The organism is Streptomyces sp. NPDC006193, assembly GCF_040613915.1.
Taxonomy (GTDB): Bacteria; Actinomycetota; Actinomycetes; order Streptomycetales; family Streptomycetaceae; genus Streptomyces.
The window spans coordinates 92,420-116,649 of sequence record NZ_JBEXTB010000008.1 but is presented as its reverse complement, the minus strand read 5'-3'; the positions used below and the strand labels follow the sequence as shown (position 1 = coordinate 116,649).

24 protein-coding genes are annotated in these 24,230 nt (G+C 75.0%); 16 read left to right on the top strand and 8 right to left on the bottom strand.

Translation table 11 applies throughout. The features are described 5' to 3' along the window. The first annotated feature begins 4 nt into the window (after window positions 1–4). The 3 genes from ABZ261_RS11370 to ABZ261_RS11360 all read left to right on the top strand — a co-directional run bounded on the left by ABZ261_RS11370 (window position 5) and on the right by ABZ261_RS11360 (window position 2,765). Window positions 5–967 carry a VlmB-like protein gene (locus ABZ261_RS11370; RefSeq protein WP_356857769.1) on the top strand — a complete coding sequence of 321 codons (963 nt, stop codon included), beginning with the start codon at window positions 5–7 and terminating at the stop codon, window positions 965–967. Continuing rightward, window positions 967–1,929 carry an alpha/beta fold hydrolase gene (locus ABZ261_RS11365; RefSeq protein ID WP_356857767.1) on the top strand — a complete coding sequence of 321 codons (963 nt, stop codon included), beginning with the start codon at window positions 967–969 and terminating at the stop codon, window positions 1,927–1,929. Before ABZ261_RS11370 ends, ABZ261_RS11365 begins: the two co-directional genes overlap by 1 nt. Window positions 1,930–2,156: 227 nt before the next feature. Further along, window positions 2,157–2,765, top strand: a complete 609-nt coding sequence (locus ABZ261_RS11360) for a TetR/AcrR family transcriptional regulator (protein ID WP_356857765.1) — start codon at window positions 2,157–2,159, stop codon at window positions 2,763–2,765. A gap of 127 nt (window positions 2,766–2,892) precedes the next feature. Here ABZ261_RS11360 and helR read toward each other — a convergent pair whose 3' ends face one another. The 3 genes from helR to ABZ261_RS11345 all read right to left on the bottom strand — a co-directional run bounded on the left by helR (window position 2,893) and on the right by ABZ261_RS11345 (window position 7,069). Continuing rightward, on the bottom strand, window positions 2,893–5,064 hold the full coding sequence (gene helR / locus ABZ261_RS11355) for an RNA polymerase recycling motor ATPase HelR (protein WP_356857763.1): 2,172 nt from the start codon (window positions 5,062–5,064) through the stop codon (window positions 2,893–2,895). Window positions 5,065–5,179: 115 nt separating this feature from the next. After that, window positions 5,180–6,241, bottom strand: a complete 1,062-nt coding sequence (locus ABZ261_RS11350; RefSeq protein ID WP_356857761.1) for a glycosyltransferase — start codon at window positions 6,239–6,241, stop codon at window positions 5,180–5,182. Between the two features lie 156 nt (window positions 6,242–6,397). Beyond that, window positions 6,398–7,069: a flavin reductase family protein gene (locus ABZ261_RS11345; protein WP_356857759.1), complete on the bottom strand. Its 672-nt coding sequence runs from the start codon at window positions 7,067–7,069 to the stop codon at window positions 6,398–6,400. A gap of 371 nt (window positions 7,070–7,440) precedes the next feature. Here ABZ261_RS11345 and ABZ261_RS11340 point away from each other — a divergent pair, with 371 nt between their 5' ends. From ABZ261_RS11340 to ABZ261_RS11305, 8 genes are all read left to right on the top strand, one after another. Beyond that, complete coding sequence (locus ABZ261_RS11340; protein ID WP_356857757.1) at window positions 7,441–7,989, top strand: phosphatase PAP2 family protein; 549 nt, start codon at window positions 7,441–7,443, stop codon at window positions 7,987–7,989. Window positions 7,990–8,087: 98 nt separating this feature from the next. Further along, complete coding sequence (locus tag ABZ261_RS11335) at window positions 8,088–8,540, top strand: SRPBCC family protein (protein WP_356857755.1); 453 nt, start codon at window positions 8,088–8,090, stop codon at window positions 8,538–8,540. Between the two features lie 138 nt (window positions 8,541–8,678). Next, the gene (locus ABZ261_RS11330; RefSeq protein WP_356857753.1) at window positions 8,679–8,963 is read left to right on the top strand and encodes a hypothetical protein; all 285 of its coding nucleotides are present in this window, start codon (window positions 8,679–8,681) and stop codon (window positions 8,961–8,963) included. 226 nt (window positions 8,964–9,189) lie between these two features. Then, window positions 9,190–9,618: a phage holin family protein gene (locus ABZ261_RS11325; protein ID WP_356857751.1), complete on the top strand. Its 429-nt coding sequence runs from the start codon at window positions 9,190–9,192 to the stop codon at window positions 9,616–9,618. Beyond that, window positions 9,615–10,130 carry a DUF3618 domain-containing protein gene (locus ABZ261_RS11320; protein ID WP_356857749.1) on the top strand — a complete coding sequence of 172 codons (516 nt, stop codon included), beginning with the start codon at window positions 9,615–9,617 and terminating at the stop codon, window positions 10,128–10,130. Before ABZ261_RS11325 ends, ABZ261_RS11320 begins: the two co-directional genes overlap by 4 nt. A gap of 279 nt (window positions 10,131–10,409) precedes the next feature. Beyond that, window positions 10,410–10,655, top strand: a complete 246-nt coding sequence (locus tag ABZ261_RS11315) for a hypothetical protein (RefSeq protein WP_356857747.1) — start codon at window positions 10,410–10,412, stop codon at window positions 10,653–10,655. A gap of 403 nt (window positions 10,656–11,058) precedes the next feature. Then, the gene (locus ABZ261_RS11310) at window positions 11,059–11,919 is read left to right on the top strand and encodes an oxygenase MpaB family protein (RefSeq protein WP_356857745.1); all 861 of its coding nucleotides are present in this window, start codon (window positions 11,059–11,061) and stop codon (window positions 11,917–11,919) included. A gap of 203 nt (window positions 11,920–12,122) precedes the next feature. After that, window positions 12,123–13,217 (top strand): glutamate--cysteine ligase, encoded by a 1,095-nt coding sequence (locus tag ABZ261_RS11305; protein ID WP_356857743.1) that lies wholly within the window; start codon window positions 12,123–12,125, stop codon window positions 13,215–13,217. An 83-nt stretch (window positions 13,218–13,300) separates the two neighbouring features. Here the strand turns inward: ABZ261_RS11305 and ABZ261_RS11300 are convergent, their stop codons facing one another. Together ABZ261_RS11300 and ABZ261_RS11295 are read right to left on the bottom strand one after the other, a co-directional pair. Beyond that, window positions 13,301–13,657 carry a PRC-barrel domain-containing protein gene (locus ABZ261_RS11300; protein ID WP_356857741.1) on the bottom strand — a complete coding sequence of 119 codons (357 nt, stop codon included), beginning with the start codon at window positions 13,655–13,657 and terminating at the stop codon, window positions 13,301–13,303. Window positions 13,658–13,801: 144 nt separating this feature from the next. After that, window positions 13,802–15,007 carry a spore photoproduct lyase family protein gene (locus tag ABZ261_RS11295; protein ID WP_356857739.1) on the bottom strand — a complete coding sequence of 402 codons (1,206 nt, stop codon included), beginning with the start codon at window positions 15,005–15,007 and terminating at the stop codon, window positions 13,802–13,804. Between the two features lie 468 nt (window positions 15,008–15,475). Here ABZ261_RS11295 and ABZ261_RS11290 point away from each other — a divergent pair, with 468 nt between their 5' ends. After that, on the top strand, window positions 15,476–19,333 hold the full coding sequence (locus ABZ261_RS11290) for a helix-turn-helix domain-containing protein (RefSeq protein ID WP_356857737.1): 3,858 nt from the start codon (window positions 15,476–15,478) through the stop codon (window positions 19,331–19,333). 174 nt (window positions 19,334–19,507) lie between these two features. After that, window positions 19,508–20,374, top strand: coding sequence for an NlpC/P60 family protein (locus tag ABZ261_RS11285; protein WP_356857735.1), 867 nt, complete (start codon window positions 19,508–19,510; stop codon window positions 20,372–20,374). 85 nt (window positions 20,375–20,459) lie between these two features. Here ABZ261_RS11285 and ABZ261_RS11280 read toward each other — a convergent pair whose 3' ends face one another. Then, window positions 20,460–20,924: an SRPBCC family protein gene (locus ABZ261_RS11280; protein WP_356857733.1), complete on the bottom strand. Its 465-nt coding sequence runs from the start codon at window positions 20,922–20,924 to the stop codon at window positions 20,460–20,462. 162 nt (window positions 20,925–21,086) lie between these two features. Further along, complete coding sequence (locus ABZ261_RS11275; RefSeq protein WP_356857731.1) at window positions 21,087–21,302, bottom strand: hypothetical protein; 216 nt, start codon at window positions 21,300–21,302, stop codon at window positions 21,087–21,089. Window positions 21,303–21,439: 137 nt separating this feature from the next. Here ABZ261_RS11275 and ABZ261_RS11270 point away from each other — a divergent pair, with 137 nt between their 5' ends. Together ABZ261_RS11270 and ABZ261_RS11265 are read left to right on the top strand one after the other, a co-directional pair. After that, window positions 21,440–21,985: an AAA family ATPase gene (locus tag ABZ261_RS11270; RefSeq protein ID WP_356857729.1), complete on the top strand. Its 546-nt coding sequence runs from the start codon at window positions 21,440–21,442 to the stop codon at window positions 21,983–21,985. A 143-nt stretch (window positions 21,986–22,128) separates the two neighbouring features. Then, complete coding sequence (locus ABZ261_RS11265) at window positions 22,129–22,752, top strand: polysaccharide lyase family 7 protein (RefSeq protein WP_356857727.1); 624 nt, start codon at window positions 22,129–22,131, stop codon at window positions 22,750–22,752. Between the two features lie 52 nt (window positions 22,753–22,804). Here the strand turns inward: ABZ261_RS11265 and ABZ261_RS11260 are convergent, their stop codons facing one another. Continuing rightward, window positions 22,805–23,602, bottom strand: coding sequence for a family 16 glycosylhydrolase (locus ABZ261_RS11260; protein ID WP_356857725.1), 798 nt, complete (start codon window positions 23,600–23,602; stop codon window positions 22,805–22,807). Window positions 23,603–23,828: 226 nt separating this feature from the next. On the opposite strand from ABZ261_RS11260, the gene ABZ261_RS11255 reads away from it, so the two are divergent. After that, window positions 23,829–24,080 (top strand): hypothetical protein, encoded by a 252-nt coding sequence (locus ABZ261_RS11255; RefSeq protein ID WP_356857723.1) that lies wholly within the window; start codon window positions 23,829–23,831, stop codon window positions 24,078–24,080. Window positions 24,081–24,230: the final 150 nt, after the last annotated feature.

Sequence of the window (24,230 nt, the reverse complement as noted above, 5' to 3'; positions counted from 1 at the left end):
CACCATGACCCAGCCCCCCGCAGTGCCCGTCGAGGCCGACTGGGATGCCGCTCCGGGCGTCCTGGAGGGTGCCCGCAGCCTGGAACTCACCCCCGCCACCTGCAATCTGCCGTACTGGATCGAGCACGTGGCCGGTTCCATGCTGCGCAGGCTGGCGGACGGCACGGTGCGCGCGGACGCCCCGACCGAGGCGGTCACCCGCCCCGGCCCGCTGCACGACGCGCTCGTCGACGAGTTCACCTTCCGTACCCTTGCCGAGGAGAAGGCCGCCCGCGCGCTGTCCTTCCTCGTCTTCCACGCGCCGGACAACGACTGCCTGGAGTTCTTCTCCACGCAACTCGTCGACGAGGCCCGGCACGCGCGCGTCTTCAGGCAACACCTGATCACGGCGGGAGTCCCGGCCGACGAGGTCCCGGGGGCGATCGCCCGGACCGCGGCCTCCTCGGGGGCGGCCGTCCTGGATCCGCTGGAGGAGTTCGGCCTGCACGTCCTGCGCGACCAGGGCGACTTCTACGGCGGTGTGCTCGTGCTGACCGTCCTGGTGGAGGGCGTGCTCGCACCCGCGGCCGAACTGAGCGAGCGCAAGTGGAAGGTGCTGGATCCGTCCGCGGCCCTCGTCGAACGGGGCGCCAGCATGGACGAGATCCGCCATCTCGCCGTGGGCAGCGCCGTCATCCGCGACCACCTCACCCGCCGTCCCGACCAGCGATCCCGCCTGCTGGACCTCATCCGGCAGGGCCGCGACCTGTGGGAGAAACTGCCCATGGCCGAGGTGCTCTTCCGCCGTGAGTCCCTGTTCCAGGAAGGCCTCGCCGAACACGGCCACCTGCTCGCCGACTACGAGATCTGGCCGGGCCGCCGCCTGGTCGACACCGGTGTCCAGGAGCGGATGGAGGCCGCGGAGCGGTGGTCCCGCGAGACGCAGGAGGCACGCTTGGCGTACATGCTGCTCGACGGGGCGCTGTGATGCGCGGTCCGGGGGAGGGAGAGGCCTTGTCGGAGGTCTGGCGGATTCCGTTGGCGGGGGCCGCGGGCGGGCCGGTTCGGGACGCCGCCCCGACTCCTTCGCCGGCGGGCGCGCGGGAAGCGTCCCCGTCCACACTCGCGGCGCGCGTCACCACCCCCGTCGGCCCGCCGCGCGCGGTGATCGTGATCTGGCCGGCGCTCGGGGTGGAGGCTTCCTACTACGACCCGTTCCGCGAACGTCTGGCGGACCTGGGCATCGCCGCGGTCGCCGTCGACCTGCGGGGCCAGGGAGCGAGCGGCCCGCGGCCCGGACGGGGCACGCGCTACGGCTACCATGAACTCGCCTCTCGTGACTGGCCGGCGGTCCTCGACGCCGTACGCGAGCGCTTCGGCCCCGCCGTGCCGCTCTACCCGCTCGGGCACAGCATCGGCGGTCAGATCAGCGTTCTGCACCTGGCCCGCGAGCCCGAGTCGGTGGACGGCCTGCTCCTCGTCGCGGCCGGCTCGGTGGACTTCCGGGGCTTCCGCGGCGCGGCGCGGTACCGGGTGCTGGCGTCCACCCAACTCGTCGCCCTCATCTCCGCCCTCTGGGGATTCTGGCCGGGCCACCGGCTCGGCTTCGGCGGCCGCCAGCCGGCCCGGCTGATGCGCGACTGGGCCCGTGTCTGCCGCACCGGCCGCCTCGCGCCCGCCGGAGCCGGCTTCGACTACGAGGCCCACCTCGGCGAGGTCACCCTGCCGGTGCTGGCTGTGTCGGTGGCCGGCGACCACCTCGCGCCGGCGGGTGCGGTCGACCGGTTGTGCGCGAAGCTTCCGGCGGCCGACGTGGACCGCTGGCACTATCGGCCCGACGGCGGGAACCGGGTCGACCATGTCCGGTGGGCCCGCCGCGGCGCGGCGATCGCCGAACGGATCTCCCATTGGCTCGCGGAGAGGGAAGCAACGGCTCGTCGACCCGCGTGACCGGAACGCGACCGCCCGCGACAGGCGCCCCCTGCGAGGCCTCCACGAAGACCTGAGGGCTCCGTGAAGGCCTCGGGGCGGTTCGGTCCTCAGGCTTGAGTAATGGCTCGCGACCTTTCATTATAAAGGAACGAGACGGCTCGTTCTGGGGCCCTGCCGCGGTGGTGCGCGCCGCCATGCACGATCGGAGAACTCAACACATGGGACAGAAGAGAACCCTCTCTCCGATGTCGGACGAGCGAGGTCGGCGCAGGCGGGACCTGGAGGCACGCGAGCGCATCCTCTCGACGACGCTGCGGATGCTCGGAGCCCTCGGATACTCCCGGCTGTCGGTCGGAGGCATTGCGCAGGAGGCCGCTGTCGGCAAGGCGACCATCTACCGTTCCTGGGCCAACAAGGCGGCTCTGGTGCTCGACGCCGTACGCGTCCAGTTGCCGGAGGTGCCCGTGGCCGACATCGGCGACAGCAAGGAGGAGATCGTCGCTGTGGCCGAGACGCTTGCGGAGATCTACGGCTCGCCCAAGGTCAGGCTGGTCCTGCCGGCCCTCGTCTCGGACGCGGCGGCCGATCCCGAACTCGGCCAGCGTCTGCGCGAGGAACTCATCGAGCAGCGCAAGAAGCAGTCGGTCGTGGTGCTCGACCGCGCGGTCGACCGCGGCGTCCTCCCGCAGGACGCAGACATCTCCACGGTGTTGGACATGTGGGCCGGACTGATGTTGTTCCGCAGCCTGTTCTACGGCGTCAGCCTCGACAGACAGTCCGTACGCAACCTGGTGAGCGCGACGCTGGCCTCGCCGCCGCGCACCACCTCCGGGGACGGACCGCCTGCGGGCTGAGGCGCTTCCCCACCCACTCCTGCTCCGTGCTCGTCCACGGGCCTGGGCGCGGATCGTGCGGATGCCGGATCCCTCGCGGTCGGCTGCGGCACGGTGATCCAGGAGTGCGCCCTTTTCGGCGGTCAGGTCAGGGACGGGTCAGGACGACCAGCTGGCGGGTCGCCCGGGTCATCGCGACATAGCGGTCCACCGCCCCCTCGACGCCCTCGCCGAACCGTCCGGGCTCGACGAGGACGACCAGGTCGAACTCCAGGCCCTTCGACAGCGCGGGGGTCAGCGAACGGACCCGGGACGCCGGCGGCCGGAACGAGGGATCACCGATGACGCAGGCGGTCCCCTCGGCGTGCTCGGCCAGCCAGGCGTCGAGGACCGGGCGCAGATCGCCGACGGACCCGTGGACGACGGGGACGCCGCTGCGGCGGACGGAGGCCGGTACGTTGGCGTCCGGCAGCACCGACCGGATGACCGGCTCGGCCTCCGCCATGACCTCCTTAGGCGTGCGGTAGTTGACGCTCAGCGAGGCCAGTTCGATCCGGTCGAACCCGACCCGCTCCAGCCGCTCCCGCCACGACTCGCTGAAACCGTGCCGGGCCTGGGCGCGGTCCCCGACGACGGTGAAGCTCCGGGACGGGCACCGCAGCAGCAGCATCTGCCACTCCGCGTCCGTCAGTTCCTGCGCTTCGTCCACGACGATGTGCGCGAACGGGCCGGCCAGCAGGTCGGGTTCGGCGATGGGCAGCTCCGACTCGTCGACCAGGCTGACCCGCGCGTCCGCGCCGCGCAGCATCGTCACCAGGCCCTCGCCGTCGTCGCCGTCGGCGCCGGAGTCGGCGGCGGCCCGGACGAGGTTGTCGACGACCTGCGTCATGCGTTCGCGCTGGGCGGCGAGGACGGCCTCCTGCCGGCGTCTGCGGCGCGCCGCCTGCGGGTCACCGAGCCGCTGCCGTGCCGCGTCCAGCAGCGGCAGGTCGGACACGGTCCAGGCCTGCGGGTCCGCGCGCTGCAGCCTGCGCACCTCGTCGCGGCTGAGCCACGGTGCGCACATCCGCAGGTAGGCGGGCACGGACCACAGGTCCCCGACGAGGTCGGCCGCCTCGATCAGCGGCCAGGCGCGGTCGAAGGCGGTGAGCAGTTCCCCGTCCTGCCGCAGCGACCTGCGCAGCAGGTCGTCCGGGACGTCGTCGCCGTGCTTGCCCACCAGGATGGCGAGCAGCTCCTCCAGGATCTGCTCGCGCGCCTCGTTGTGCGGTGTGCCGGGCTCCGCGGCCTCGAACGCCGCGGCCCAGTCCTCGGGGCCGAGCCGGATGTCGGACCAGTCGGTGGCGACCGTCATCGCCTCGGCGGGCGGCTCCTCGTAGAACCGGACGGCCGTCTCGATCGCCCTCACCATGTCCGCGGACGACTTCAGGCGGGCCGCCTCCGGGTCCGTCTCCACCCCGGCCGACGCGCCCTCGGCGACGAGGTCCCGCAGCGTGCAGGTCTGCACGCCCTCTTCCCCGAGGCTGGGCAGGACGTCGGAGACGTACGCCAGGTAGGGCCGGTGCGGACCGACGAACAGGACGCCGCCCCGGCGGTGGCCGATGCGGGGGTCGGAGTGGAGGAGGTAGGCGGAGCGGTGCAGCGCGACGACCGTCTTGCCCGTGCCGGGGCCGCCGTCGACGACGAGGGCGCCCCGGGACCCCGCGCGGATGACGGCGTCCTGGTCGGCCTGGATGGTGGCGAGCACGTCCCGCATCCGGGCCGACCGGTTGCCGCCCAGGCCGGCGATGAAGGCGGACTGGTCGTCGAGCGCCGCGTGCCCTTCCAGCCCGTCGGGGACGAACACCTCGTCCCAGTAGTCCCGGACCCGGCCGTCGGACCACCGGTACCTGCGGCGGCTCGCCAGGCCCATCGGGTTGGCGTGGGTGGCCCCGAAGAACGGTTCGGCCGCGGGGGAGCGCCAGTCCAGCAGCAGCCGGCGCCCCGCGCTGTCGGTGAGGCCGAGACGCCCGACGTACACGGGCTCGGGGCTGTCCGCGCCGACCATGCGCCCGAGGCACAGGTCCAGGCCGAAGCGGCGCAGGGTGCGCAGGCGGGCGGTCAGCCGGTGGATCTCCGCGTCCCGGTCCAGCGCCTGCCGGCCCGTGCCGCCCGGAGCCCTGCGCTCGGCGGCGAGGCGGTCGGTGAGTTCGGCGATCGAGCGGCCGAGGCATTCCGCGACGGCCGCGAAGTGCCGCTCGTCCCCGGCGATCAGCGTCGGGTCGGCCTTGGGGGAGAGGTGGTCGGGCAGGTCGAACACGCCGGTGGTGAGGGGGTTCATGGTTTCGGCTCCGAGGTGAGGTCGCCCGCGGCCATGATGTGCGGCGGGCTGTCGGGGTGGGTCGCCGTGTCCGGTTCGGTGATCCCGTGAGGTGCACGCGGACACGGGCGGTGCTTCAGCGGCCGGCGGTGCCGGACAGCGGCCGCGTGGCCACCGCCGCCCCGTCGGCGCGGACGGCGCGGGCCGCTTCGGCCGCACGTGCGCGGGTCGCGGGGGCCAGGGCCGTGGCGAGCGCGGCCGCCGGGGAGCCGGCGGCCGGGACCGGACCGTCGTGCGCAGCGCCGATGCCCGACTCGGTGACGCGGCCGGCCCGGTACGTCCGGTCCGCCGCCTGGACGACCACGACTTGGGGCGCGCCGGCGCGGGCGGCGGCCGTCGTGGTCCCCGCGCGGCCGTGGGGCCCGCGCCGCCGTGGCGCACGACGGCGGCCACCCGCCCGCCACAGCGCCTCCCGGTGGGCCTCGCCGACGACGGGGCAGTCGTCGCGGTCGTCCTCCGGGCCGAGTCCGGCCCGGCGGCGGGCGAGGAGGACACGGCGGCCGTGCGCGCGGACCGCCTCGACGGCCGCCCGGGCGACGTCCTGGGGGGCGTGCAGGGGCATGCTCCCGAACACCACGTGCAGCTGCGGCGCTCCGGCGTCGAGGAACGCCTCCATCCTTTCCGGCAGCGGCCGTTCGTCCGGCACGGTCCACGCCCCGGTCCGCACGGCGTCGAGGCCCGGCGCCCCCCGCCGCGGATCCAGGAGCGGATCGGTCGCCGGCCAGGGCCGGTCCCCGGTGACGTGGTCGCGGACATGGGACACCGGCGGCCGGCGGTGCGGCGACGGCAGGGTGAGCCGCTGGAAGGTCACGGGCACACAGCGGACGCCGAGCCTCCCGGCCGCCGCCGGCATGTCGCCTCCCTCGGCCACCGCCGGGATCGTCTCGAACCGGGCGGCGATGACGTCGGCCGCACGCCGGGGCGGGGAGGACGGAGCCGGCGCCGCGGTCGTCGGGGCCCGCGCCGACCGGCCCACCGGCACGAGCGGCACGCCGGCGCCGGCCGGCCGCTCCTCGGAAGTCTCGGCCGGCGCAGCGCACACCCGCGCCGCGGCGCCGAGTTCCGCCGACCGCACCGCGAGGGCCACCAGCGGTTCGGCGTCCCCGCGTGACCCTGAGGCCGACAACACAGTGCGCACTTCGTGAAACTCCCATATCCGCAGCTATCCGGGTCCGGCCGGCAATTCTGCGGTACGACGGGGGCCTTGCCGCAAGACCCCCGGTGCGCTATACGTTGAGAGTGGCAAGGAGTGGGTGAGCTCCTTGCCGTTCGTTTTTCCGCCGCCCCCTGCGCATCAGCACCGCACGTGCGGTGGCTCCCCCCGGGTGGCGGTTTCCGCGGCGCGCCGCGCCGGCATCTCCCAGCCGCGGGCCAGCGCCGACGGGTGCAGGTTGGGGCCGCCGCCGTAGAACTCGCAGAACTTCATGATCAACGGGTCCCACCGGTCGGCGTCGATGTACCGGCGACTGCCCGGCACCAGGAGGTCCTCCTCGACGTGGACCCGCACGATCCGCGCGTCGACGGCCACGACGCCCGAGTCCTCCTCGGCGAAGGCGTGCACCCTGTCGACGACGGCTTCCAGATGCACCGGGCACTCCGCGACCCGCGGCGCACCGACCGTCTCCGCGGGCAGCGGCGTCAGACCCGCCGCGCCGAACTTGTCGGGCTCGTAGCGGTACCCCTTGCGCCGCTTGTGTTCCGGCACCACCGGTGACCCGGTCAGCAGGGCGAGGCGGTCGACGGCCGCGACGAGTGCGGACGACGGGAGGTTCAGCACGCACTCCCCGGTGCGGGTCAGGTTCTCCGTCGTCCGCGACGTCTCGTCGAGCCCCAGCATGCAGGACCGCCCCACCCACCACACGGACGACATCGGCGCCAGGTTCGCGGACCCGTCGTCGTTCGCCGTACCGAGCAGGACCACGGGTGTGCCGAAGTACAGGACTCGTGGGTCGATGGTGCGGTGCATGCTCTGGCTCCACCTGTCGTGCTGCCGTCCGGGCCGCGCCCGGACGATGATCCGCCGGCGGCGGACACTCCACTGTGCGGCGGCGGCGGCCTCGGCACCGGCGGAAAACCGACGTCGAGTCATCGACGGACGCACGGCGCGCCCCGCCGGGTCCGGCGCCCCGATGCCAGGAGTGCGACGTCCGGCGCGGGCTTGCGCAACGCGGCCCGGAGGCAAGGCCGTTCACGTGCGCCCGGCGGGCCGTGCGGGTCCGCTGCGGCCATCGCGCGCTCCGGGACGCGGGGGGCGGGAGGAGCGGCCCGGGCGGGGGATCGCCCGGCCGAAGTGGACGATCATGGTGTAGGGCCCCGGCTGCGGGATACACGCGCTGCATGAGGGTGATGGCGGAGTTGCAGAAAGCCGACCGGGTGCTGATACGGAAGGCCGCTTCCCGGATTCCGCCCGGCGTGGGGAAGGCCCTGTCGGTGGTGGAGGAGGCCGCGGAGAGCACCAAACTGTGGTGCGGCGCCGCCGTGGTGATGGCAGCGGTCGGCGGATGGCGCGGCCGGACGGCGGCCGGCGCCGGACTGGCGTCGATGGCGCTGGCGCAGCTCGTCTCCAACGGGCTGTGCAAACAGCTCGCCGACCGGGACCGGCCGCCGAAGGAATGGATCCCGCACGACGAGGTCCACGACCGCCCCGACTCCTCCTCGTTCCCCTCCGGACACACCGCCGCGGCGGCCGCCTTCACCGCGGCCGTCGCACCGACCTGGCCCGTCGCGGGCGCCCTGTGCGCCGTGCCGGCGGCCGCGGTGGCGCTGGAACGGGTGCAGTCCGGCGCCCACTACCCGAGCGACGTCGTCACCGGCGCCGCCATCGGCCTGGCCAGCGCCTGGCTCGTCCGGCGCTCGCCGCGCCTGCTGCTGCGGCGCGCCCTGTAGCGGCGTGCCGCAGCGCGAGCCGAACCGTCGCACGCACACGTGCACGTGCCCGGCCGGGCCCCGGCCCGGCATCGAACGCGAGAAGAAGGAGGACACGCATGTCGCAGGTGGAAGAGTCCATCGAGGTCGACGTCCCGGTCCGCACGGCCTACAACCAGTGGACGCAGTTCGAGACCTTCCCCCAGTTCATGGACGGCGTGGAGCGCATCGAGCAGCGCACCGACACGCTGACCCACTGGGTGACCAGGATCGGGGGCGCCGAGCGGGAGTTCGACGCCGAGATCACCGAGCAGATCCCCGACGAGCGCGTCGCCTGGACCACCGTCGGAGGCGAGGCCAAGCAGGCCGGGGTCGTCACCTTCCACCGCCTCGACGACACCCGCACCAAGGTCATGCTGCAGATGGACTACGAACCCGACGGCCTGTCCGAGAACGTCGGCGACAAGCTCGGTTTCGTCAAACGGCAGGTCACCGGTGACCTCAAGCGGTTCAAGGAGTTCATCGAGTCCCGCGGAGGCGTCGAGACCGGCGCCTGGCGCGGCCAGGTGTGACACCCGGCGCCCCACCCGGCGCCCCGCCCTCCTCCCACGGGGGCGGGGCGCCGGTGCGCCGCCCGGCATGACCCGGGCCGAGCGGGCTATACGCCTAGGCATCTGCGCGCTACCGCGCTGTGAGAAGGGGACGAGGCGATGGTGATCGGACGCTACGAGGCACTCGCGATCGGCGCTGCGGCCGTGGGGGGAGCGGGGGCGGCCGTCGCGGCCGTCCGCTGGTGGGCCCGCCGCCGGCCGCGGCCCGATCCGCTTCCTCCGGGCGAGGACCGGGTGGCGCGACTGCACCGGGCCTTCCAGGACCCCGCGGCGCCGCCCGCCGGCGCACCGGACGCGGTGCTGCGCGCCTACTGGAGCCGGCTGCAGCCGCTGGACCTGGCAGCCGGGGCCGAAAGCGCCGTCCCCGCGCTGCCGCCCGAGTGACCGCACCCGCGTCCGTCCGGCGCATCACCGGGGCTTCGCGGGCCACCCCGCAAAGCGCCGGCGCCGCACCGGCCGGCGCCGGGAGCAGGAAGCCGGGCCGCCCGGCCCCTGAACCGGCCCGTACCGGGTACTCGCACGGTCACCGGACGGCCGGGCGCACCGGTGGGCCTTTCGGCCCGGACGCGGCCGGCGGGACGCAAGCAACGAGAGACGGGAGGTGATCGCCATGTCGAGTACACAGGCCCACCAGGGAACGGACCGGCAGGTCCCGGGCCACGAGCCGGTGGGCGAGCTCGTGCAGCGCGCGTCGCAGCAGCTGACGGAACTGGTACGCGCCGAACTGCGCTTGGCGCAGGCGGAGATGAAGGAGAAGGGCAAGCGGTACGGCAAGGGCGGCGGCCTGTTCGGCGGCGCCGGAGTCGTCGGCTTCCTGATGCTCCAGGCCCTGGTGGCCACCGTGATCGCCGCGCTGGCGGTGCCGCTGCCGGTGTGGGCCGCGGCGCTCATCGTGACGGCGGTCCTCGGCGTGATCGCCGCCGTGCTGGCGATGACCGGGAAGAAGGAGGTCGCGCAGGCCGCGCCGCCCACACCCCAGCAGACGATCGAGAACGTGAAGGCCGACGTGGCCGAGATCAAGGAGAGTGCGCATCGATGACCCAGCCGCCGCATGACGAGCCGACCGCCTCCAGCCAGGAGGAGCTGCGCGAGCAGGTGGAGCAGACCCGGCAGGAGTTGGGGGAGACCGTGGAGGCGCTCGCCGCCAAGGCCGACGTCAAGGCCCGGGCCCAGGAGAAGGCCGTCGAGGTCAAGGATCAGGCCGCCGCGAAGGCCGGTGAGCTGAAGGAGCAGGCCGCGGTGAAGGCCGGGGAGCTGAAGGAGCAGGCCGCGGTGAAGGCCGGGGAGGTCAGGGTCCGGGCCGCCGAGGCGGCGGCCCGGATGCAGGACAAGCTGCCCGAACCGGTCAAGGACAAGGCCGCGCTGGCCGCCGAGCAGGCCCGGGCGAAGGCCGCCGAGGCGGGCCGGCTGTGGGAGGAGAAGGCGCCGGAGCCGGTACGGGCGAAGGCGGCGCAGGGTGCTCGGATGGCGCGGGAGAACCGCACCTTGCTGCTGGCGGCCGCCGGGGCGGTGGTCGTCGTCGGTCTGGTCTGCCGCCGCCGCAAGGGGTGAGCCCCCGCAGACGTCCCGACGTCTCGCACCGGTGAGGCGTCCCGGAGGGTGCGGCGGACCCGCTCGTCCCTGACGGCCGGGTCCCGCAGACACGCGGCGAGGACCGCGGGCCCGAGGGCCCGTACGGGCAGCAGGGCGGCCGCCGGTTCGGCCGGTGGCCGCCCCGCCGCCGCACCGACCGGGGCGGCCCGCCGGCCGCCGGCCGCCGGCCGCGGACCGGGTCCGCGTACCGGCGCCCCGCCCAGCTTCAGCCCACCGCACGGAAAGGTCGACACGGTCGTGCCCGCACACGCGACGTCCGCCATCGCCGCCACCGTGGCCACAGGCATCGTTCTCGCCGCTCGCTGGAGGAGCGCCGGCAGAGGCGCACGCACCAGGTTCCGGGCCGGCCCGGCGCGGCCGCCCTGGCGCCGCACCGCGGGGACTCCCGCACCGGGCGACGTCCCGCCGCCGGTCCGGCAGGCCGAGGAACACGTGTACCGCTGCTGGCGGCACCTGCGCACGCAGTACGGCTACGGCGACTGAGAGCCGCGCACGGCACACCCGCGCGCGGGTGTGCGGACAGAGCCGGACCGCGCGGGACGCCCGGCCCCCGTTTCTCCCGGCCGAGTGCCGCAGCCGTCACAGGGCGGAGTGCGTCCGGAAGGCGTCCCTCGGGGGGCGTCCCCCCGGCCCCGGGCGGTGCCGCACAGGGGCCCGCGCGGTCGCGGTCGCCTCCGCGCCCACCCGCTCCCGCGCCCAGGCCGGCGGCGGGCCCGCGCGCGCTCCCGTCCCACGGGGTCCCCGGAGGCGTCCCCCCGGCCCCCTCAGGCGCAGCCGCCGCGGGCGACCCGCACCGCCCTTCCGCCCGGACCTGCCCGGAGCGGGACCCCGTGCCCCCGGACGACGCCCGGGGATCCGGGACACTGGAAGGTGATGGGAGGCGGCCATGGTGAGGGATGTGCGCGGGCAGCTGGGCCAGGCCCTGTTCCGGCGGGTGGCCGGACCCGACGGAGCGGTCGTCCGGGCCCGGATCCACGGGACGCCGGGCCCGCGCTGGTTCGGCCCCGACCGTCCGATCCGGGCGGTCCACGGCGACGCGTCGATGTTCATCGGGGGGATCAGCGCCCTGCTGCTGCAGTCCCTGCACCCGCTCGCCATGGCGGCCGTGGCCGCCCACTCCGGTTACCGCGGCGACCCCTGGGGCCGACTGCAGCGCACCAGCACCTTCCTGGCCGTGACGACGTACGGCACCGCCGAGGACGCCCAGCGGGCCGTCGACCACGTCCGCGGCATCCATGAGCGGATCCGCGGGACGACGGCCGAGGGACTGGCGTACCACGCGGCCGATCCGCGGCTGCTCGGCTGGGTGCACGCGGCCGAGACGGACAGTTTCCTCCGTGCCCACCAGCGCTTCGGGGCCCGCCCGCTCGACGCCGCCGGCTACGACGCCTACGTCGCCGACACCGCCCGGGTCGCCGAGGCCCTCGGGGTCGTCGACCCGCCCCGGGACCGCGGTGAGCTGTCCGAACGGCTCGCCGCCCACCGGCCCGGGCTGCGGGCCACCGCCGAGGCCCGCGCCGCCGCACGCTTCCTGCTGCTCCAGCCCCCGCTGCCCCTGGTGGCACGGCCCTTCTACGGCGGGCTGGCCGCGAACGCCGTCGCGCTGCTGCCGCCGTGGGCCCGGGGCATGCTGTGGCTGCCCCGGCTGCCGTTGGTCGAGGACATCGCCGTACGCCCCGCCGGCCATGCGCTCACCAGAACCATCCGCTGGGCCATGACCCCGCCGCCGCTGTCCCGCACGGAATGAAACCGGACGCCGCGCGGACGGCCGGAAGTCGGCCTCACCCGTTCGCCGCCGGGGGGCCACGTTTACGGAACCCTTCCGCGCGGCACTTGCAGGGGGCACCCTGAGGAAGACGGGGGCGGCGCCGGGCGGAGTGGTGTGCGCCCGGCGGGAACGCGCCCGTTCCCCGCTGGGGTTGGCGTGCCGTGGGAACGGAGGGTCGGCTCATGGCGACCGTAGGCGTCGAGGAGGAGTACCTGCTGGTCGACCCGGTCACGGGCCGGCTGGCTCCGTACGCGGAGAAGATCCGGGCGGCGGCCGGTCTCGAGCCGTTCGTCACCTCCCGGGAGATCCAGTCGGAGCTGCTGCAGGCGCAGGTCGAGGTCGCCACGCCCGTCTGCAGCTCGCTGGAGGAGGTCGGGGGCCACCTGCTGCGGCTGCGGCACGCCGTGGCCGGGGTGGCGGAGGAGCACGGCTGCAGGATCGTCGCCAGCGGGACGGCGCTGCGCCGGGAGGAGGTGCCGGTCCCGGTCACCGAGCAGACGCGGTACAAGGCCATGCAGCGGCAGGCGCCCCAGCTGGTCGCCGAGCAGATGGTGAACGGCATGCACGTGCACGTCGCCGTCCCCGACCGGCGGGTGGGCGTCGCGGTGCTGAACCGGCTGCGGGTGTGGCTGCCGACGCTGACTGCGATGGCGGCCAACTCCCCGTTGTGGGAGGAGCACGACACCGGTTTCGCCAGCTGGCGCACCGTCGTCTTCGACCGCTGGCCGGTCAGCGGCATCCCGCCGCACTTCGCCGACGAGAAGGACTACGACGCCCGGGTGCGGCGGCTGGTGGAGACCGGGGTGATCAGCGACGTCGGGCAGGTGTACTGGCAGGCGCGGCTGTCCGAGCGGTACCCGACGGTGGAGGTGCGGTGCACGGACGTGCAGCTGCGCACGGACGACGCGGTGATGTTCGCCGGCCTGGTGCGGGCGCTGGTCGACACCGCGGCCCGCGAGGCGGACGGAGGGCAGCCGCTGCGGCAGACCGACCCGGAGCTGCTGCGGGTGGCGATGTGGCAGGCGGCGCGGCACGGGCTCAGCGGTGAACTGATCGACGAGAAGGGCCGGCGCCGGCGCGCCGGGGACGTGGTCTGCGGACTCCTGGAACACGTCGCTCCGGCCCTGGAGGCGGCCGGTGACAGCCGTGGGATCACCTCGCTGGTGCACCGTCTGCTGCAGGAGGGGACCGGCGCCGACCGGCAACGCCAGGCCCTGGCCGGGGGCGGCCTCGACGCGGTCATGCGGATGCTCGTCGAGGCCAGCGGTATGCCGTGAGGCAGGCCGTCGCCGCCCGGACGGGCCGCCGCGCGCGCGGGGGGTGCCGGCCGGTCGGCCGGACTCCCGGCGGCCGTGGTGCCTCAACGGCGGCCCAGGCGCCGCTCGCCGCCGGCGCCCGGCGTGTACGGCAGGTCGTAGTGGGCGAAGACCTCGGGTTCGTCGGCGGCGGGCAGCTCGCCGTCGGTGTCGATCGACGGCGCCTTCTTGACCGCGTCCTTGCTGTGGGCGACCTTCAGGTAGTTCGGGCCGACCGTCGCCCCGGTCAGGGGCACGAACGCCAGACGGCGGCGGGTGGGCAGGCCCAGGGTCACCGTGGCGAAGAAGGGCTGGTCGGTGGCCGTGTCGACGTAGACCGACTCCAGGACGCCGATCTTGTGGCCGGCCGTGTCGACCACGTCGTGGCCGCGCCACTCACGGATATCGGATGCCTCGAACATCGCAACCTCCCGTGCAGGAGTACCCACGCCGGAGTACCCACGGGGAGCGGGGTGATGTCATCCCGGGGCGTCCCGGCCGCGGCGGGCGGCGAGCGCGCGGCCCCGGCCGCCCGCCGCGTGCCGGGCACACCGCGGGCCGGGCCGTCAGAACGCGTACCGGATGCGCAGCCAGGGCGCCCGGGCCGCCACGAGTCCGCGCAGGGCGTCCACCGCCTCCGCCTTGACACGGTTGGTGTAGCGGACGTTCAGGGCCCCGTTCTGGGAGCGTTTGCCCTGCTGGAGGGCGGGCTGCCACAGCACCTCCTCGGCACGGGGGTGCCAGCCCAGGTTGACCTCGTGCAGGTCCCGGTTGTGCGTCAGCATGATCACTTCGGCGGCGGCCTGCTGCTTGACGCGGTCCGGCAGGACGTCGTCCAGATGCCGGAGCAGATCGGCCCAGGCCTCCTGCCAGCCGGGGCGCAGGACGACGGGGGAGAGGTTGAAGTGGACCTCGTACCCCGCGTCCAGGAAGTCGGCCGCGGCCGCGATCCGGTCCTCCACCGGCGAGGTCCGCAGGTCAAGCAGCCGTGAGTCCGCCGGGGGCATCACCGAGAACCGGACGCGCGTGCGCCCCCGCGGGTCGAGCGCCAGCAGGTCGGGGTTGACGAACTTGGTGGCGAACGACGCCTTCGCCGTGGGCCACTGGCGGAAGGACCGCACGAGATCGGCGGTGTTGTCGCAGATCAGCGCGTCCACCGAGCAGTCCCCGTTCTCCCCGATGTCGTAGACCCAGGCCGAGTCGTCGCACTGGTTGGGTTCCCGTTTGCGCCCCTGGCGGGCGATGTGCCGGGCCAGGTGGGCGATGATGCCGTCGATGTTGGTGAAGACGGTGACCGGGTTGGCGTACCCCTTGCGCCGCGGCACGTAGCAGTAGGCGCAGGACATGGCGCAGCCGTTGGAGGGGCCGGGGGCGATCCAGTCGGCGGACCGCCCGTTGGGCCGGGTGGCCAGCGTCTTCTTCTCGCCGAGGACCAGGGTCTCGCCCTTCACGCGCACCCAGCGCTCGACGTTCCCCTCGTTGCCGTGCAGTCCGGGGATGCGCCAGTGGGAGTCCACCTCGATCACTTCGGCGTCCGGGAAGCGGGCGAGGATCTCGCGGCCCCGCGGGGAGGCCGCCGCGGCCGGTTCGGCGTAGACGGCGCGGACGGGCAGGAGGCGGCGGGCCGCGGGGGAGTCGCGGAACGGCAAGCGGCCTTCCGGCGGGACCCTGGGGTGCGCGCCGCCCGCTCCCCGGGGCGCGGGGGCGCCCAGCGCGTCGAGACCGAACAGGGCGTCGGAACCGTCGTCCGGTCCGGCGGAGGGGTGCCTCATGAGTGCTCCGCTCGGGATGGTCGGGATGCTCAGGCTGCTCGGGATGCTCGGGATGGCCGGGGTGTCGGAGGTGGAGTCCTCCCTTCCACTGTAGGCACGTGCCGCACGTGCCCGGCCGCGCGCCATCGACGGGATCCCGCCCGGCGGCCCTTTCGTCAACGCCGGTCTCCGTCTGCCACGATCGAGGGATGCCGCAGGGTCCAGGCACCCGCCGCCGGCGGCGGGCCGAGCGGCCCGGCACCCCGCCGGCCACGACGAACGGCCGGGGATCCCGGCGGGGACGGGGTGAGCGGGCTGCCGCACTGCGCCGGTGACGGGTCGGGCCGACCATCCCGCACGCCCCCTGAAGCGCAGGCGTCCACCCCGCCGGCCCCGTTTTCGGTCACCTCGGCACGCGTGGCCGGGCCACCGGTCGGGGCCCGGCAGTAACCTGGGCTCCCGCCGTCTCACGGCCTGGGCACACTCGCCATGGGGGACGCCTTGGGGGAGCCGCAGCAGGGAGCCGACGCCGGCGACCGGAACCAGGACGACGGGGAGCGGACGGCGCCGACCACGCCGTCCTTCCCCGCACAGTTGCGCCGACTGCGACAGCAGCGCGGTCTGTCGCTCGCCGACCTGGCCAGACAGACCCACTACAGCAAGGGGTACCTGAGCAAGATCGAGACCGGTGCGAAGCGCGCCACCGTCGACGTGGCCCGCCGCTGCGACCTGGTCCTGCACGCCGAGGGCGCGTTGCTGCGCCTGGTCGCGCCGCCGCGCACGGCGGAAGGGGGCGACGGGGCCGACGCCGCCGGCCCCGCCTGCCCCTATCCGGGCCTGTCGGCGTTCACCGCGCAGGACGCCGGCCGCTTCTTCGGCCGGGAGCGGGCCACGGCCGCGCTCGTGGAGCGGGTCTTCAGCAGGGTCGGCGAGGGACCGGTGCTGCTCGTCGCCCCCTCGGGAGCGGGCAAGTCGTCGCTGCTCAACGCCGGCCTCGTGCCCGCGCTCCGACGCCCGGGCGGCTTCCCGATGGCCGGCGTCGACCGCTGGCCGGTCGTCGCCCTCACCCCCACCGCGCACCCGCTGGAGGAACTGCTGGAGCGCACCGCCAAGGTCCTCGGCGGCGATCTGGAGCTCACCGCGGCCCGGCTGGGCGAGCGGCCCGAGGCGCTCCTGACGGCCGTCCAATCCCGCGCGGACGCCGGCGGGGACGGCCGCCGGCCGCCCCCGCCCACCCGGCTCGTCCTGCTGGTCGACCAGTTCGAGGAACTGTTCACCCTCTGCTCCGACGAGACCGAACGGCGCGCCTACGCCCGCGTGCTGTGCACGCTGGCCGCACCGGCGCCGTCCGCCGGCCGCGATCCCGCCGTGGTCGTCCTCGGGGTGCGCGCCGACTTCACCGGCCGATGTCTCGAACTGCCGGAACTGGCCCCCGTCTTCACCGACGGCCTCCACGTGCTGCCCCCCATGACCACGGCGGAGCTGTGCCGGTCCGTCACCCGGCCCGCCGAACTCGCCGGTCTCACCCTCGATCCCGGCCTGCTTCCGGTGCTGCTGCGCGACGCCGGGCTGGCGGGCGCCCCGGACACGCAGGTGGTCCCCTCCGGGGTGCTGCCGCTGGTGTCCCACGCGCTGCTGGCCACCTGGCGCCACCGGGAGGACGGCACGCTGACCGTCGCCGGGTACGAGCGGACCGGCGGCATCCAGGGCGCCGTGGCACGGACCGCCGAGGACGCGTTCGCGCAGCTCTACCCGGCCGAGCAGAAGACCATCCGGCGCATCCTGTCCCGGCTCGTGCACGTCTCCGAGGGCGCCGGCGCCACCCGGCGCCGGGTCGGCCGTGCCGCCCTCATGTCGCGGCCGGCCGACGCGGAGAGCGCGGACACCGCGCTCGACGTCTTCGTCCGCGCCCGGCTCATCACCGTCGACAGCGACAGCGTCGAGATCACCCACGAGGCGCTGCTGCACAGCTGGCCCCGGCTGCGGGAATGGATCCGCGCCGACCGGGCCGGACTGCTGGTCCGCCAGCAGCTCGCCCACGCCGCCGCGGAATGGGAACGCGAGGGGCGCGACCCTTCCGCCCTGTACCGCGGCACACGGCTGGACACCGTCCGGGCCTGGGCCGAGGAACCGGACGGGCTCGGCCCGCTGAGCCCGGTCGAGGAGGCGTTCCTGCGGGCCGGCGAGGCGGAGGAGGAGAACCGCCGGCGCCAGGCCCGCCGTCAGGCGCGGCTGCGCCAGGCGATGGTGGCCACGCTCGTCGTCCTGCTCGGCTGCGCCCTGACCGCCGGCGGCCTCGCCTTCCGGCAGCGCGCCGAGGCACTCGCCCAGGAACGCCTCGCCCGCTCGCAGGCACTCGCCGCCCGGTCCACCCTGCTGGCCGGGGGCCGCCCCGAGGCGTCCATGCTGCTCGCCGCGGAGGCCTACCGCACCCGGCCGACCCCCGCGGCCCGCGGCGCCCTGCTGAGCACGCAGGCCGAACCGTTCGCGGCCCGGCTCGGCGGACACCGCGGCCCCGTCAACGCGGTCGTCTTCGCGCCCGGCGGCCGTCTGCTGGCGACCGCCGGTTCCGACGGCACCGTCCGCCTGCGGCGCCTGACCGGCCGTCGGACGACCGCGGTCCTCACCGTGCCCGGGCGGATCCGCTCGATCGCCTTCAGCCCGGACGGCCGCACCCTCGCCGTCACGTCCACCGCGGGTCCGGTGCGCCTGTGGTCGCCGGACGGACCCGCCCGCGCCACCCCGCTGCCGGCCGCGGACACCCGCGCCGCCCGCGCGGTCGCCTTCGCCCCCCGCGGCCACACCCTCGCCGTCGCCGGCGCCGACGGAACCGTCCAGTTGTGGGACACCGCCACGACCCCGCGGCGGACGGCCCGCCTCACCGGCCACCAGGGACAGGTCGACGCGCTCGCGTTCGCCCCGGACGGCGCGACGCTCGCCTCGGCCGGCGCGGACCGGACCGTCCGGCTGTGGGACACCCGCCGGGCCGGGCCGGCGGCCGTCCTGCGCGGCCACACCGAGGAGGTACTCGGCCTGGCGTTCGCCCCCGACGGCCGCGGCCTGGCCAGCGGGGGAGTGGACCGCACGGTACGGCTGTGGGACGTCGGCGGCCGCCGGGCCACGGCGACGCTCACCGGCCACAGCGACGACGTCAACGCCGTGGCCTACACCCCCGACGGCACCACCGTGGTGAGCGCGAGCGGGGACGGCACGACCAGGCTCTGGGACGTCCGCGGCGGACGGATCGTCACCACCCTCACCGGACACACCGACTACGTGATGTCGGTCGCCGTCGACGCCACCGGCACACGGCTCGCCACCGGCGGGTTCGACCAGTCGGTGGTGCTGTGGGACCTGCGCGGCCGGATCCTGGCCGCACGCCCGTTCACGGAGGTCTCCGCCGTCGCCTACCGGCCGGACGGGCGGCTGCTGGCCACCGCCGACGCCGACCGCACCGTACGCCTGTGGGATCCGGCCCGCCGCGGCACGCCCACCACCCTGACGGGACGGCAGGGAAGCGTCACCACCGTGGCGTTCGCGCCGGACGGCCGCACCCTCGCCTCGGCCGGCTCCGACGGCACGGTCATGCTGTGGGACGTGGCGGGCCGCCGCCCGCTCACCGCGCTGCGCGGGCACAAGGGCGCCGTGTTCGCGGTGGCGTTCGCGCCCGGCGGCCGCACCCTCGCCTCCGCGGGCGCCGACGGCAGCCTGCGCCTCTGGGACGTCCCCGGCCGCCGCCCGCTCGCCGTCCTCACCGGCCACACCGACTACGTCAACGACGTCGCCTTCAGCCGGGACGGGCGGACACTGGCCAGTTCCGGCGACGACCTGACGGTGCGCCTGTGGGACGTGCGCACCCACCGGCCGCTGGCCACCCTGACCGGCCACACCGGCGCCGTCCGGGGCGTCGCCTTCAGCCCCGACGGCCGCACGCTGGCCAGTTGCGGCAACGACGGCACCGTGCGCCTGTGGGACGCGGCGCGGCGCCGGCTCCTCGTCTCGCTGACCGGCCACACCGGGTCGGTGCGCGGACTGGCGTTCTCCCCGGACGGGCGGATGCTCGCCAGCAGCGGCAACGACCGTTCGGTACGGCTGTGGGACGTCCCGCGCCGACGGCCGTGGGCCACACTCACCGGGCACGCCAACGCGGTGTGGAGCGTGGCGTTCGCACCCGACGGGTCGACGGTGGCGAGCAGCAGCAGCGACGGCACGGTACGCCTGTGGAGCCTGGACACCGGGGCGCGGCTGGCCGACATCTGCCGCCTGGACCGCGGCATGACCCCGGCCGCTCGCCGGGCCCTGCTGCCCGGCGAGCGCCTGCCCGGCGCGCCCGCGTGCGGCCGCTGACCGACCGGCCTGCTCGGCAGGGGTTTCCCCCGGGGTTTCCCGTTGCCCTTCGCAACAGGCCCGCGCGGACTGCTCGACCGGCGCCCCTCGCCCCGGAAGGCTGGGGCCGCACCACTTCTTCCTCCTCCCCGGCGGAACCGGCGGAGGACCGGATCACGGAACGGGGGTACCGGTATGCTCCGCCGAACCGGCGCCATCGGCACACTCATCACCCTGCTGACAGCTCTGCTCCTCACCCCGGCGGCACTCGCCGTCGACCGGCTCACCCGGCCGGCCGCCGCGGCGGCCGGCTGCGGCGTCCTCGCGCCGGGCGCCTCCGCCGCGGCCGAACGGGCCGTCGACGCCGCCTGCGCCCAGGTCGCGGCCGGCGTCTGGTACACCTGGGGCGGCGGCCACGGACCCCAGCCCGGCCCCACCTACGGGCACGTGGACCCGACCGACCCGGCCAGCGAACACGACCCCGAACGCCTCGGCTTCGACTGCTCCGGCCTGGTCCGCCACGCCTATGCCCGGGCCACCGGCGCCGACATCCTCGACGGGGACGCCAGCGCCCAGTACTACACCCACCGCACCGCCGCCCGCTTCACCGCGGCCGAGGGGCTGGCCCCGCTGCGCCCCGGCGACCTGCTCGCCTGGGGCACCTCCGCGCACCTGCACCACGTCGCCCTCTACCTCGGCGAGGGCAGGATGGTGGAGGCGCGCCAGTCCGGCACCAGGCTGATGGTCAGCGACGTCCGTCTCGGCGGCGACTACTTCGGCGCCGTCCGCGTCGACACCGGAACCGTCGAAGGCCCCGTCGTGCGCACCTGGGGCACCGGCGTGTGGACCAAGGCCCAGCCCTCCACCAGGGCGGCCCGCGTCTACGCCTTCCCCGGCCCCACGACCGTCCGCGTCGCCTGCCAGAAGCACGCCGAAGTCGTCACCGCCGAGGGCTACACGAACGACGCCTGGTCCTACCTCCCCGACTACCGCGCCTGGGTCACCAACATCTACATCCAGGGCCCCGCCTGGCTGGACGGCGTACCGGCCTGCGCGACCTGACCGACGGGAAGGGCGTACGCCGCCCGCCCGGCGTACGCCCGCCCCGCGTGCGCCCGCTCGGATGCTGTCCGGCCCGGTACCGGGGTCAGGATCCGGCGGCGGACGCGTGGCGGGCCAACTCGGCGGCCAGCCGTCGCATGACCGTGCGGTTGGCGCGCCGCATCGTGGCCCGGACGACGGGCGCCAGCAGGCGGTCGGCGACCGGGGCGCGTGACCAGGCGTAGGTGAACGCGACCCGGCTCCCGCCGTCCCGCAGCGGTTCGATGGTGTAGACGCCGTGGGCCACGCGCCGGCCGGCCGCGCTGACGTTGCGCTCGACGATGCGCCGCGGTGCCTGGGCCTCGACGACCTCGATGGCCACGTCGGTCCTCGTGCCGGCCAGCGCGGCGGTGACCGTGGCACACGATCCGACGCCGCGGGCGGGGCCGCTGTAGCGCCAGTCGGTCAGGTAGTGGTCCGTGAACCGCTGGTGGTGAGCCATGACGTCGAGGAAGTCGTAGACCTGCTCGGGCGCCTGCGGCACGTCGATCGACACGGTGACGGGCTCCATGCGCCACACGGTACAGGGAAGGGGTGCCGATGGGTCCGCTCGCGGCGTGGTGGATGCGGGAAGACGCGCGGTCCGAGTCCGCGCACGGCACGGACGGGGGCCGGCGTACCCGATCGGCCGAGGCCCTTGGTGGCCGCGTGTGGCTCGCCGAAGAGACACGCCCTAGCCGGCGTCGCGGTCCATGACGCGGCGTGCCGCCTCCGCCTCCGCCGCCGCCGGGGACAGCTCGTCGAGGATGTCCAGCTCGTCGTCCGCTTCCAGTTCCCGCTCCCAGGCCGCGGCGAGCTGTTCCTGTTCCTCGCGCGGCTTCGCGCCGACGGCCTCCCGGTGGCCGGGGTCCAGGGCCGCCAGGAATCGTTCGACCGGGTCCGTCCGCATACCGTGCTCCTCGCCGCCAAGGGGGCCCTATCGGCCCAGCATGGCCAACCGGGGCCGCCGGCGGCCGCCCGACACGGGCCGGGTCCACCCTGATGGCTCTGCCGCCCGGCGTGTGCCGCGGCCCGGCGGTGGGTAGCGTGCCGGCTGTGAGGGTGGGCACCGAGGAGACCCGGCTCGTCGTGCTGCGGGGCAACAGCGCCTCGGGCAAGTCGTCCGTCGCGGCGGGCGTCCGGGAGCGGTTCGGCCGCGGTGTGGCCCTGGTCGGCCAGGACAATCTGCGCCGCGTCGTGCTGCGCGAACGCGACCGGCCCGGCGCCGCGAACATCGGGCTGATCGACCTGACGGCCCGTCACGCCCTGGACGCCGGTTTCCACGTCGTCGTCGAAGGCATCCTCTACGCCGCCCACTACGGCGAGATGCTCACCCGGCTGTGCGCCGACCACCGCGGCCCGACCCACTGCTACTACCTGGACGTGCCGTTCGAGGAGACGCTCGTCCGGCACGCCACCAAGCCGCAGATGAGCGCGTACGGCGAGGCGGAGCTGCGCGACTGGTACCGGCCCCTGGACCTGTTGCCCGGCGGTGCGGAGACCGTGATCGGCGCCGGCAGTCCACTGGGGCGGACGGTCGACCGCGTCATGTCCGACACCGGCCTGGCCGGCCTCCCCCCGCGCGAGCGCTGACTCCGCCCGCCCGCAGGCCCCTTGACGGCTTTGGTTCAGACCTTTATGTTCACGGGTCACCAGCCATCCAAGGATGCGCTCGCTGTTCAGCATGCTGAACGCCGGTCTGTCTCCTCCCCCCACCCTCCAGCTCGTCGGGGGACTTGTCCCGCAGCACTCACCGCACCATCCCCTCCTCCCGCCTCAGGGGACCCGACGGCTACCAGGACGCGTACTTCTCCACCGACACGCGCGACGGCGCGATGACCTTCTGGGCGCCGGAGAAGGGGGTCACCACGCCCAACTCCCGTTACGCCCGCTCGGAGCTGCGCGAGATGAACCGCGACGGCAGCGCCGCCGACTGGCCCCTGAGCGGCGCCCACCGGATGAGCGCGACGCTGCGCGTGGTCTCGGTGACCTCCAGCGTCTGCGTGGGCCAGATCCACCTCGGCAGCGGGGGCTCCTCCACCAAACCGCTGCTCGAGCTGTACCAGCACGCCGACGGCGACATCGTGCTGGGCACCGAGAACTCCCCGTCCGGCGGCCAGACGCCGCACACGGTGGGACACGTGCCGATCGGCAGGACCTGGAGCTACACCATCGCCGTCTCCGGCGGCGACACCATCGACCTGACCGTCAACGGCACCACCACCCACTACGCCATCCCGTCGTCCTTCAAGCCGTACAAGCAGTACTTCAAGGCGGGCTCGTACAACCAGTCGTCGTCGGACAGCACCACGAAGGGAGCCCGCGTCGCCTTCTACGGACTGACGGTCTCGCACGGCTGACGACGTGCACCGCACCCGCCCCGGCGCGCCGGCCCCCCGAACCGGCGGCACGTCACGGGCCGGCCGGCCGTCGCCCGCCCTCGCCCGCCGCGGACGCCGTCCCGGGATCCTCGGCGGCGGCCGCCCCGCTCCGCGCGGCGCCGCCCGCGGACGGACGCCGTACCACCAGGCCGCTCACCTCGTACGACATCTCGGTGGTGCCGGGGGCGGGCGCCGGGTGGTAACGCCCGGCGCACACCGAGAGGTTGACGATCAGATACGCCCGCCAGGCATGTCCCACGCCCCGTCCGTCCGCGAAGACCCGCTTCCCGTTCAGCCACCACACCACGGAGTGCGTGCCGAACTCGGTACGCAGGTCCACCCAGGCGCCGGGGCGGACGGCGTCGTCGCGGTGGTAGCGGTTGGCGCCGCGCACGTGGTTGGTGAACTCGAGCAGGTCGGGGTTGTCCGGGTGGTACTCGAAGACGTCGATCTCCTGGTCGCCGTCCCGCCATGTCCAGACGGCCGGCCAGGCGCCGATCTCCCGCGGCAGCCGGACGCGGGCCTCCAGCACGTCTCCCGGCCGGACGGTGAAACCCTCCCTGCTGCCCTCGGTGGTCAGCAGGCCCGTGTTCCACCTCCCGTCCGGCCGGCGGGTGGCCCGGAAGACCCCCGAGCGGCTGTACTCGGGGTCCGGGACCAGGTAGTCCAGTTTGTTGTCGTCCGGGTTGACCGGGCCGCCTCCCGGATAGGCCCAGGAACGCCCCGCGACCCACTGGGCCGCCGAGGTGAAGTCCGCCGTGAACACCACGTCGGAACCGGCCGGGCGGCGGGGGGCCGGCAGCGGGCTGCCCGGTGTCGCTTCGTCCATGTCCGATGTCTCACCGTCCGGCGGCCGGTCATGCGCGCGGGCCGCGACCCGCCGGTGAGAACGACCCGTGTGAGTGAACGGCACGGCCCGGGAACCCGCCGCGGCGGCGGGGCGGTTCCGCAGGCCGCGCCGACGGGCCGGGAAACGGCGCCGGGACGTGCGGTGAAATCGCCGTCCGGGGGTATCGGCAGGGCAAGGCGCGACGGCACGGTACGGAAGGGTGACGATGGGTTCGCTGAGGCAACTGCGACAGCTCAGGGCCGTGTACGCGGGCGGGGTGGCCGCCTGGTCCCTCTGCCTGGTGCTGGCCATGGTCCGGGACGACGGGTCGGCACGGCAGACGGTGACGCTGCTGGGCCTGCTCGCCGTCTTCCTCGTCCTGCTGCTGTGGACGACGTGGTGCCTGTGGGAGGCCGGGACGCGTCGCCGGGCGGACATGGCCGGGCCCACGGCGAGCGCCCACGCCGAGCAGTCCTAGGTGTCCGTCTCCGCGGTCGGCGCCGGGTCGGACGAGGATGCCCACGGCGCCGATGGCGGTCCCGGCCCGTCGGGCAGCGGACGGCCCGCAGCCGGACCGGATCGCCGAGCGCGTGCCGGGGCGAGGGACGGGCGCCCCGCCCCGCACGCG

What these genes read in the sequence shown, in the direction of transcription:
- ABZ261_RS11255 (WP_356857723.1), top strand. Translation starts at nt 23,829, where the DNA reads ATGGGTTCGCTGAGGCAACTGCGACAGCTCAGGGCCGTGTACGCGGGC.
- helR (WP_356857763.1), bottom strand. Translation starts at nt 5,064, where the DNA reads ATGAACCCCCTCACCACCGGCGTGTTCGACCTGCCCGACCACCTCTCC.
- ABZ261_RS11310 (WP_356857745.1), top strand. Translation starts at nt 11,059, where the DNA reads ATGGTGAGGGATGTGCGCGGGCAGCTGGGCCAGGCCCTGTTCCGGCGG.
- ABZ261_RS11320 (WP_356857749.1), top strand. Translation starts at nt 9,615, where the DNA reads ATGACCCAGCCGCCGCATGACGAGCCGACCGCCTCCAGCCAGGAGGAG.
- ABZ261_RS11370 (WP_356857769.1), top strand. Translation starts at nt 5, where the DNA reads ATGACCCAGCCCCCCGCAGTGCCCGTCGAGGCCGACTGGGATGCCGCT.
- ABZ261_RS11275 (WP_356857731.1), bottom strand. Translation starts at nt 21,302, where the DNA reads ATGCGGACGGACCCGGTCGAACGATTCCTGGCGGCCCTGGACCCCGGC.
- ABZ261_RS11325 (WP_356857751.1), top strand. Translation starts at nt 9,190, where the DNA reads ATGTCGAGTACACAGGCCCACCAGGGAACGGACCGGCAGGTCCCGGGC.
- ABZ261_RS11260 (WP_356857725.1), bottom strand. Translation starts at nt 23,602, where the DNA reads ATGGACGAAGCGACACCGGGCAGCCCGCTGCCGGCCCCCCGCCGCCCG.
- ABZ261_RS11360 (WP_356857765.1), top strand. Translation starts at nt 2,157, where the DNA reads ATGTCGGACGAGCGAGGTCGGCGCAGGCGGGACCTGGAGGCACGCGAG.
- ABZ261_RS11345 (WP_356857759.1), bottom strand. Translation starts at nt 7,069, where the DNA reads ATGCACCGCACCATCGACCCACGAGTCCTGTACTTCGGCACACCCGTG.
- ABZ261_RS11335 (WP_356857755.1), top strand. Translation starts at nt 8,088, where the DNA reads ATGTCGCAGGTGGAAGAGTCCATCGAGGTCGACGTCCCGGTCCGCACG.
- ABZ261_RS11305 (WP_356857743.1), top strand. Translation starts at nt 12,123, where the DNA reads ATGGCGACCGTAGGCGTCGAGGAGGAGTACCTGCTGGTCGACCCGGTC.
- ABZ261_RS11340 (WP_356857757.1), top strand. Translation starts at nt 7,441, where the DNA reads ATGAGGGTGATGGCGGAGTTGCAGAAAGCCGACCGGGTGCTGATACGG.
- ABZ261_RS11300 (WP_356857741.1), bottom strand. Translation starts at nt 13,657, where the DNA reads ATGTTCGAGGCATCCGATATCCGTGAGTGGCGCGGCCACGACGTGGTC.
- ABZ261_RS11295 (WP_356857739.1), bottom strand. Translation starts at nt 15,007, where the DNA reads ATGAGGCACCCCTCCGCCGGACCGGACGACGGTTCCGACGCCCTGTTC.
- ABZ261_RS11330 (WP_356857753.1), top strand. Translation starts at nt 8,679, where the DNA reads ATGGTGATCGGACGCTACGAGGCACTCGCGATCGGCGCTGCGGCCGTG.
- ABZ261_RS11285 (WP_356857735.1), top strand. Translation starts at nt 19,508, where the DNA reads ATGCTCCGCCGAACCGGCGCCATCGGCACACTCATCACCCTGCTGACA.
- ABZ261_RS11365 (WP_356857767.1), top strand. Translation starts at nt 967, where the DNA reads ATGCGCGGTCCGGGGGAGGGAGAGGCCTTGTCGGAGGTCTGGCGGATT.
- ABZ261_RS11290 (WP_356857737.1), top strand. Translation starts at nt 15,476, where the DNA reads ATGGGGGACGCCTTGGGGGAGCCGCAGCAGGGAGCCGACGCCGGCGAC.
- ABZ261_RS11280 (WP_356857733.1), bottom strand. Translation starts at nt 20,924, where the DNA reads ATGGAGCCCGTCACCGTGTCGATCGACGTGCCGCAGGCGCCCGAGCAG.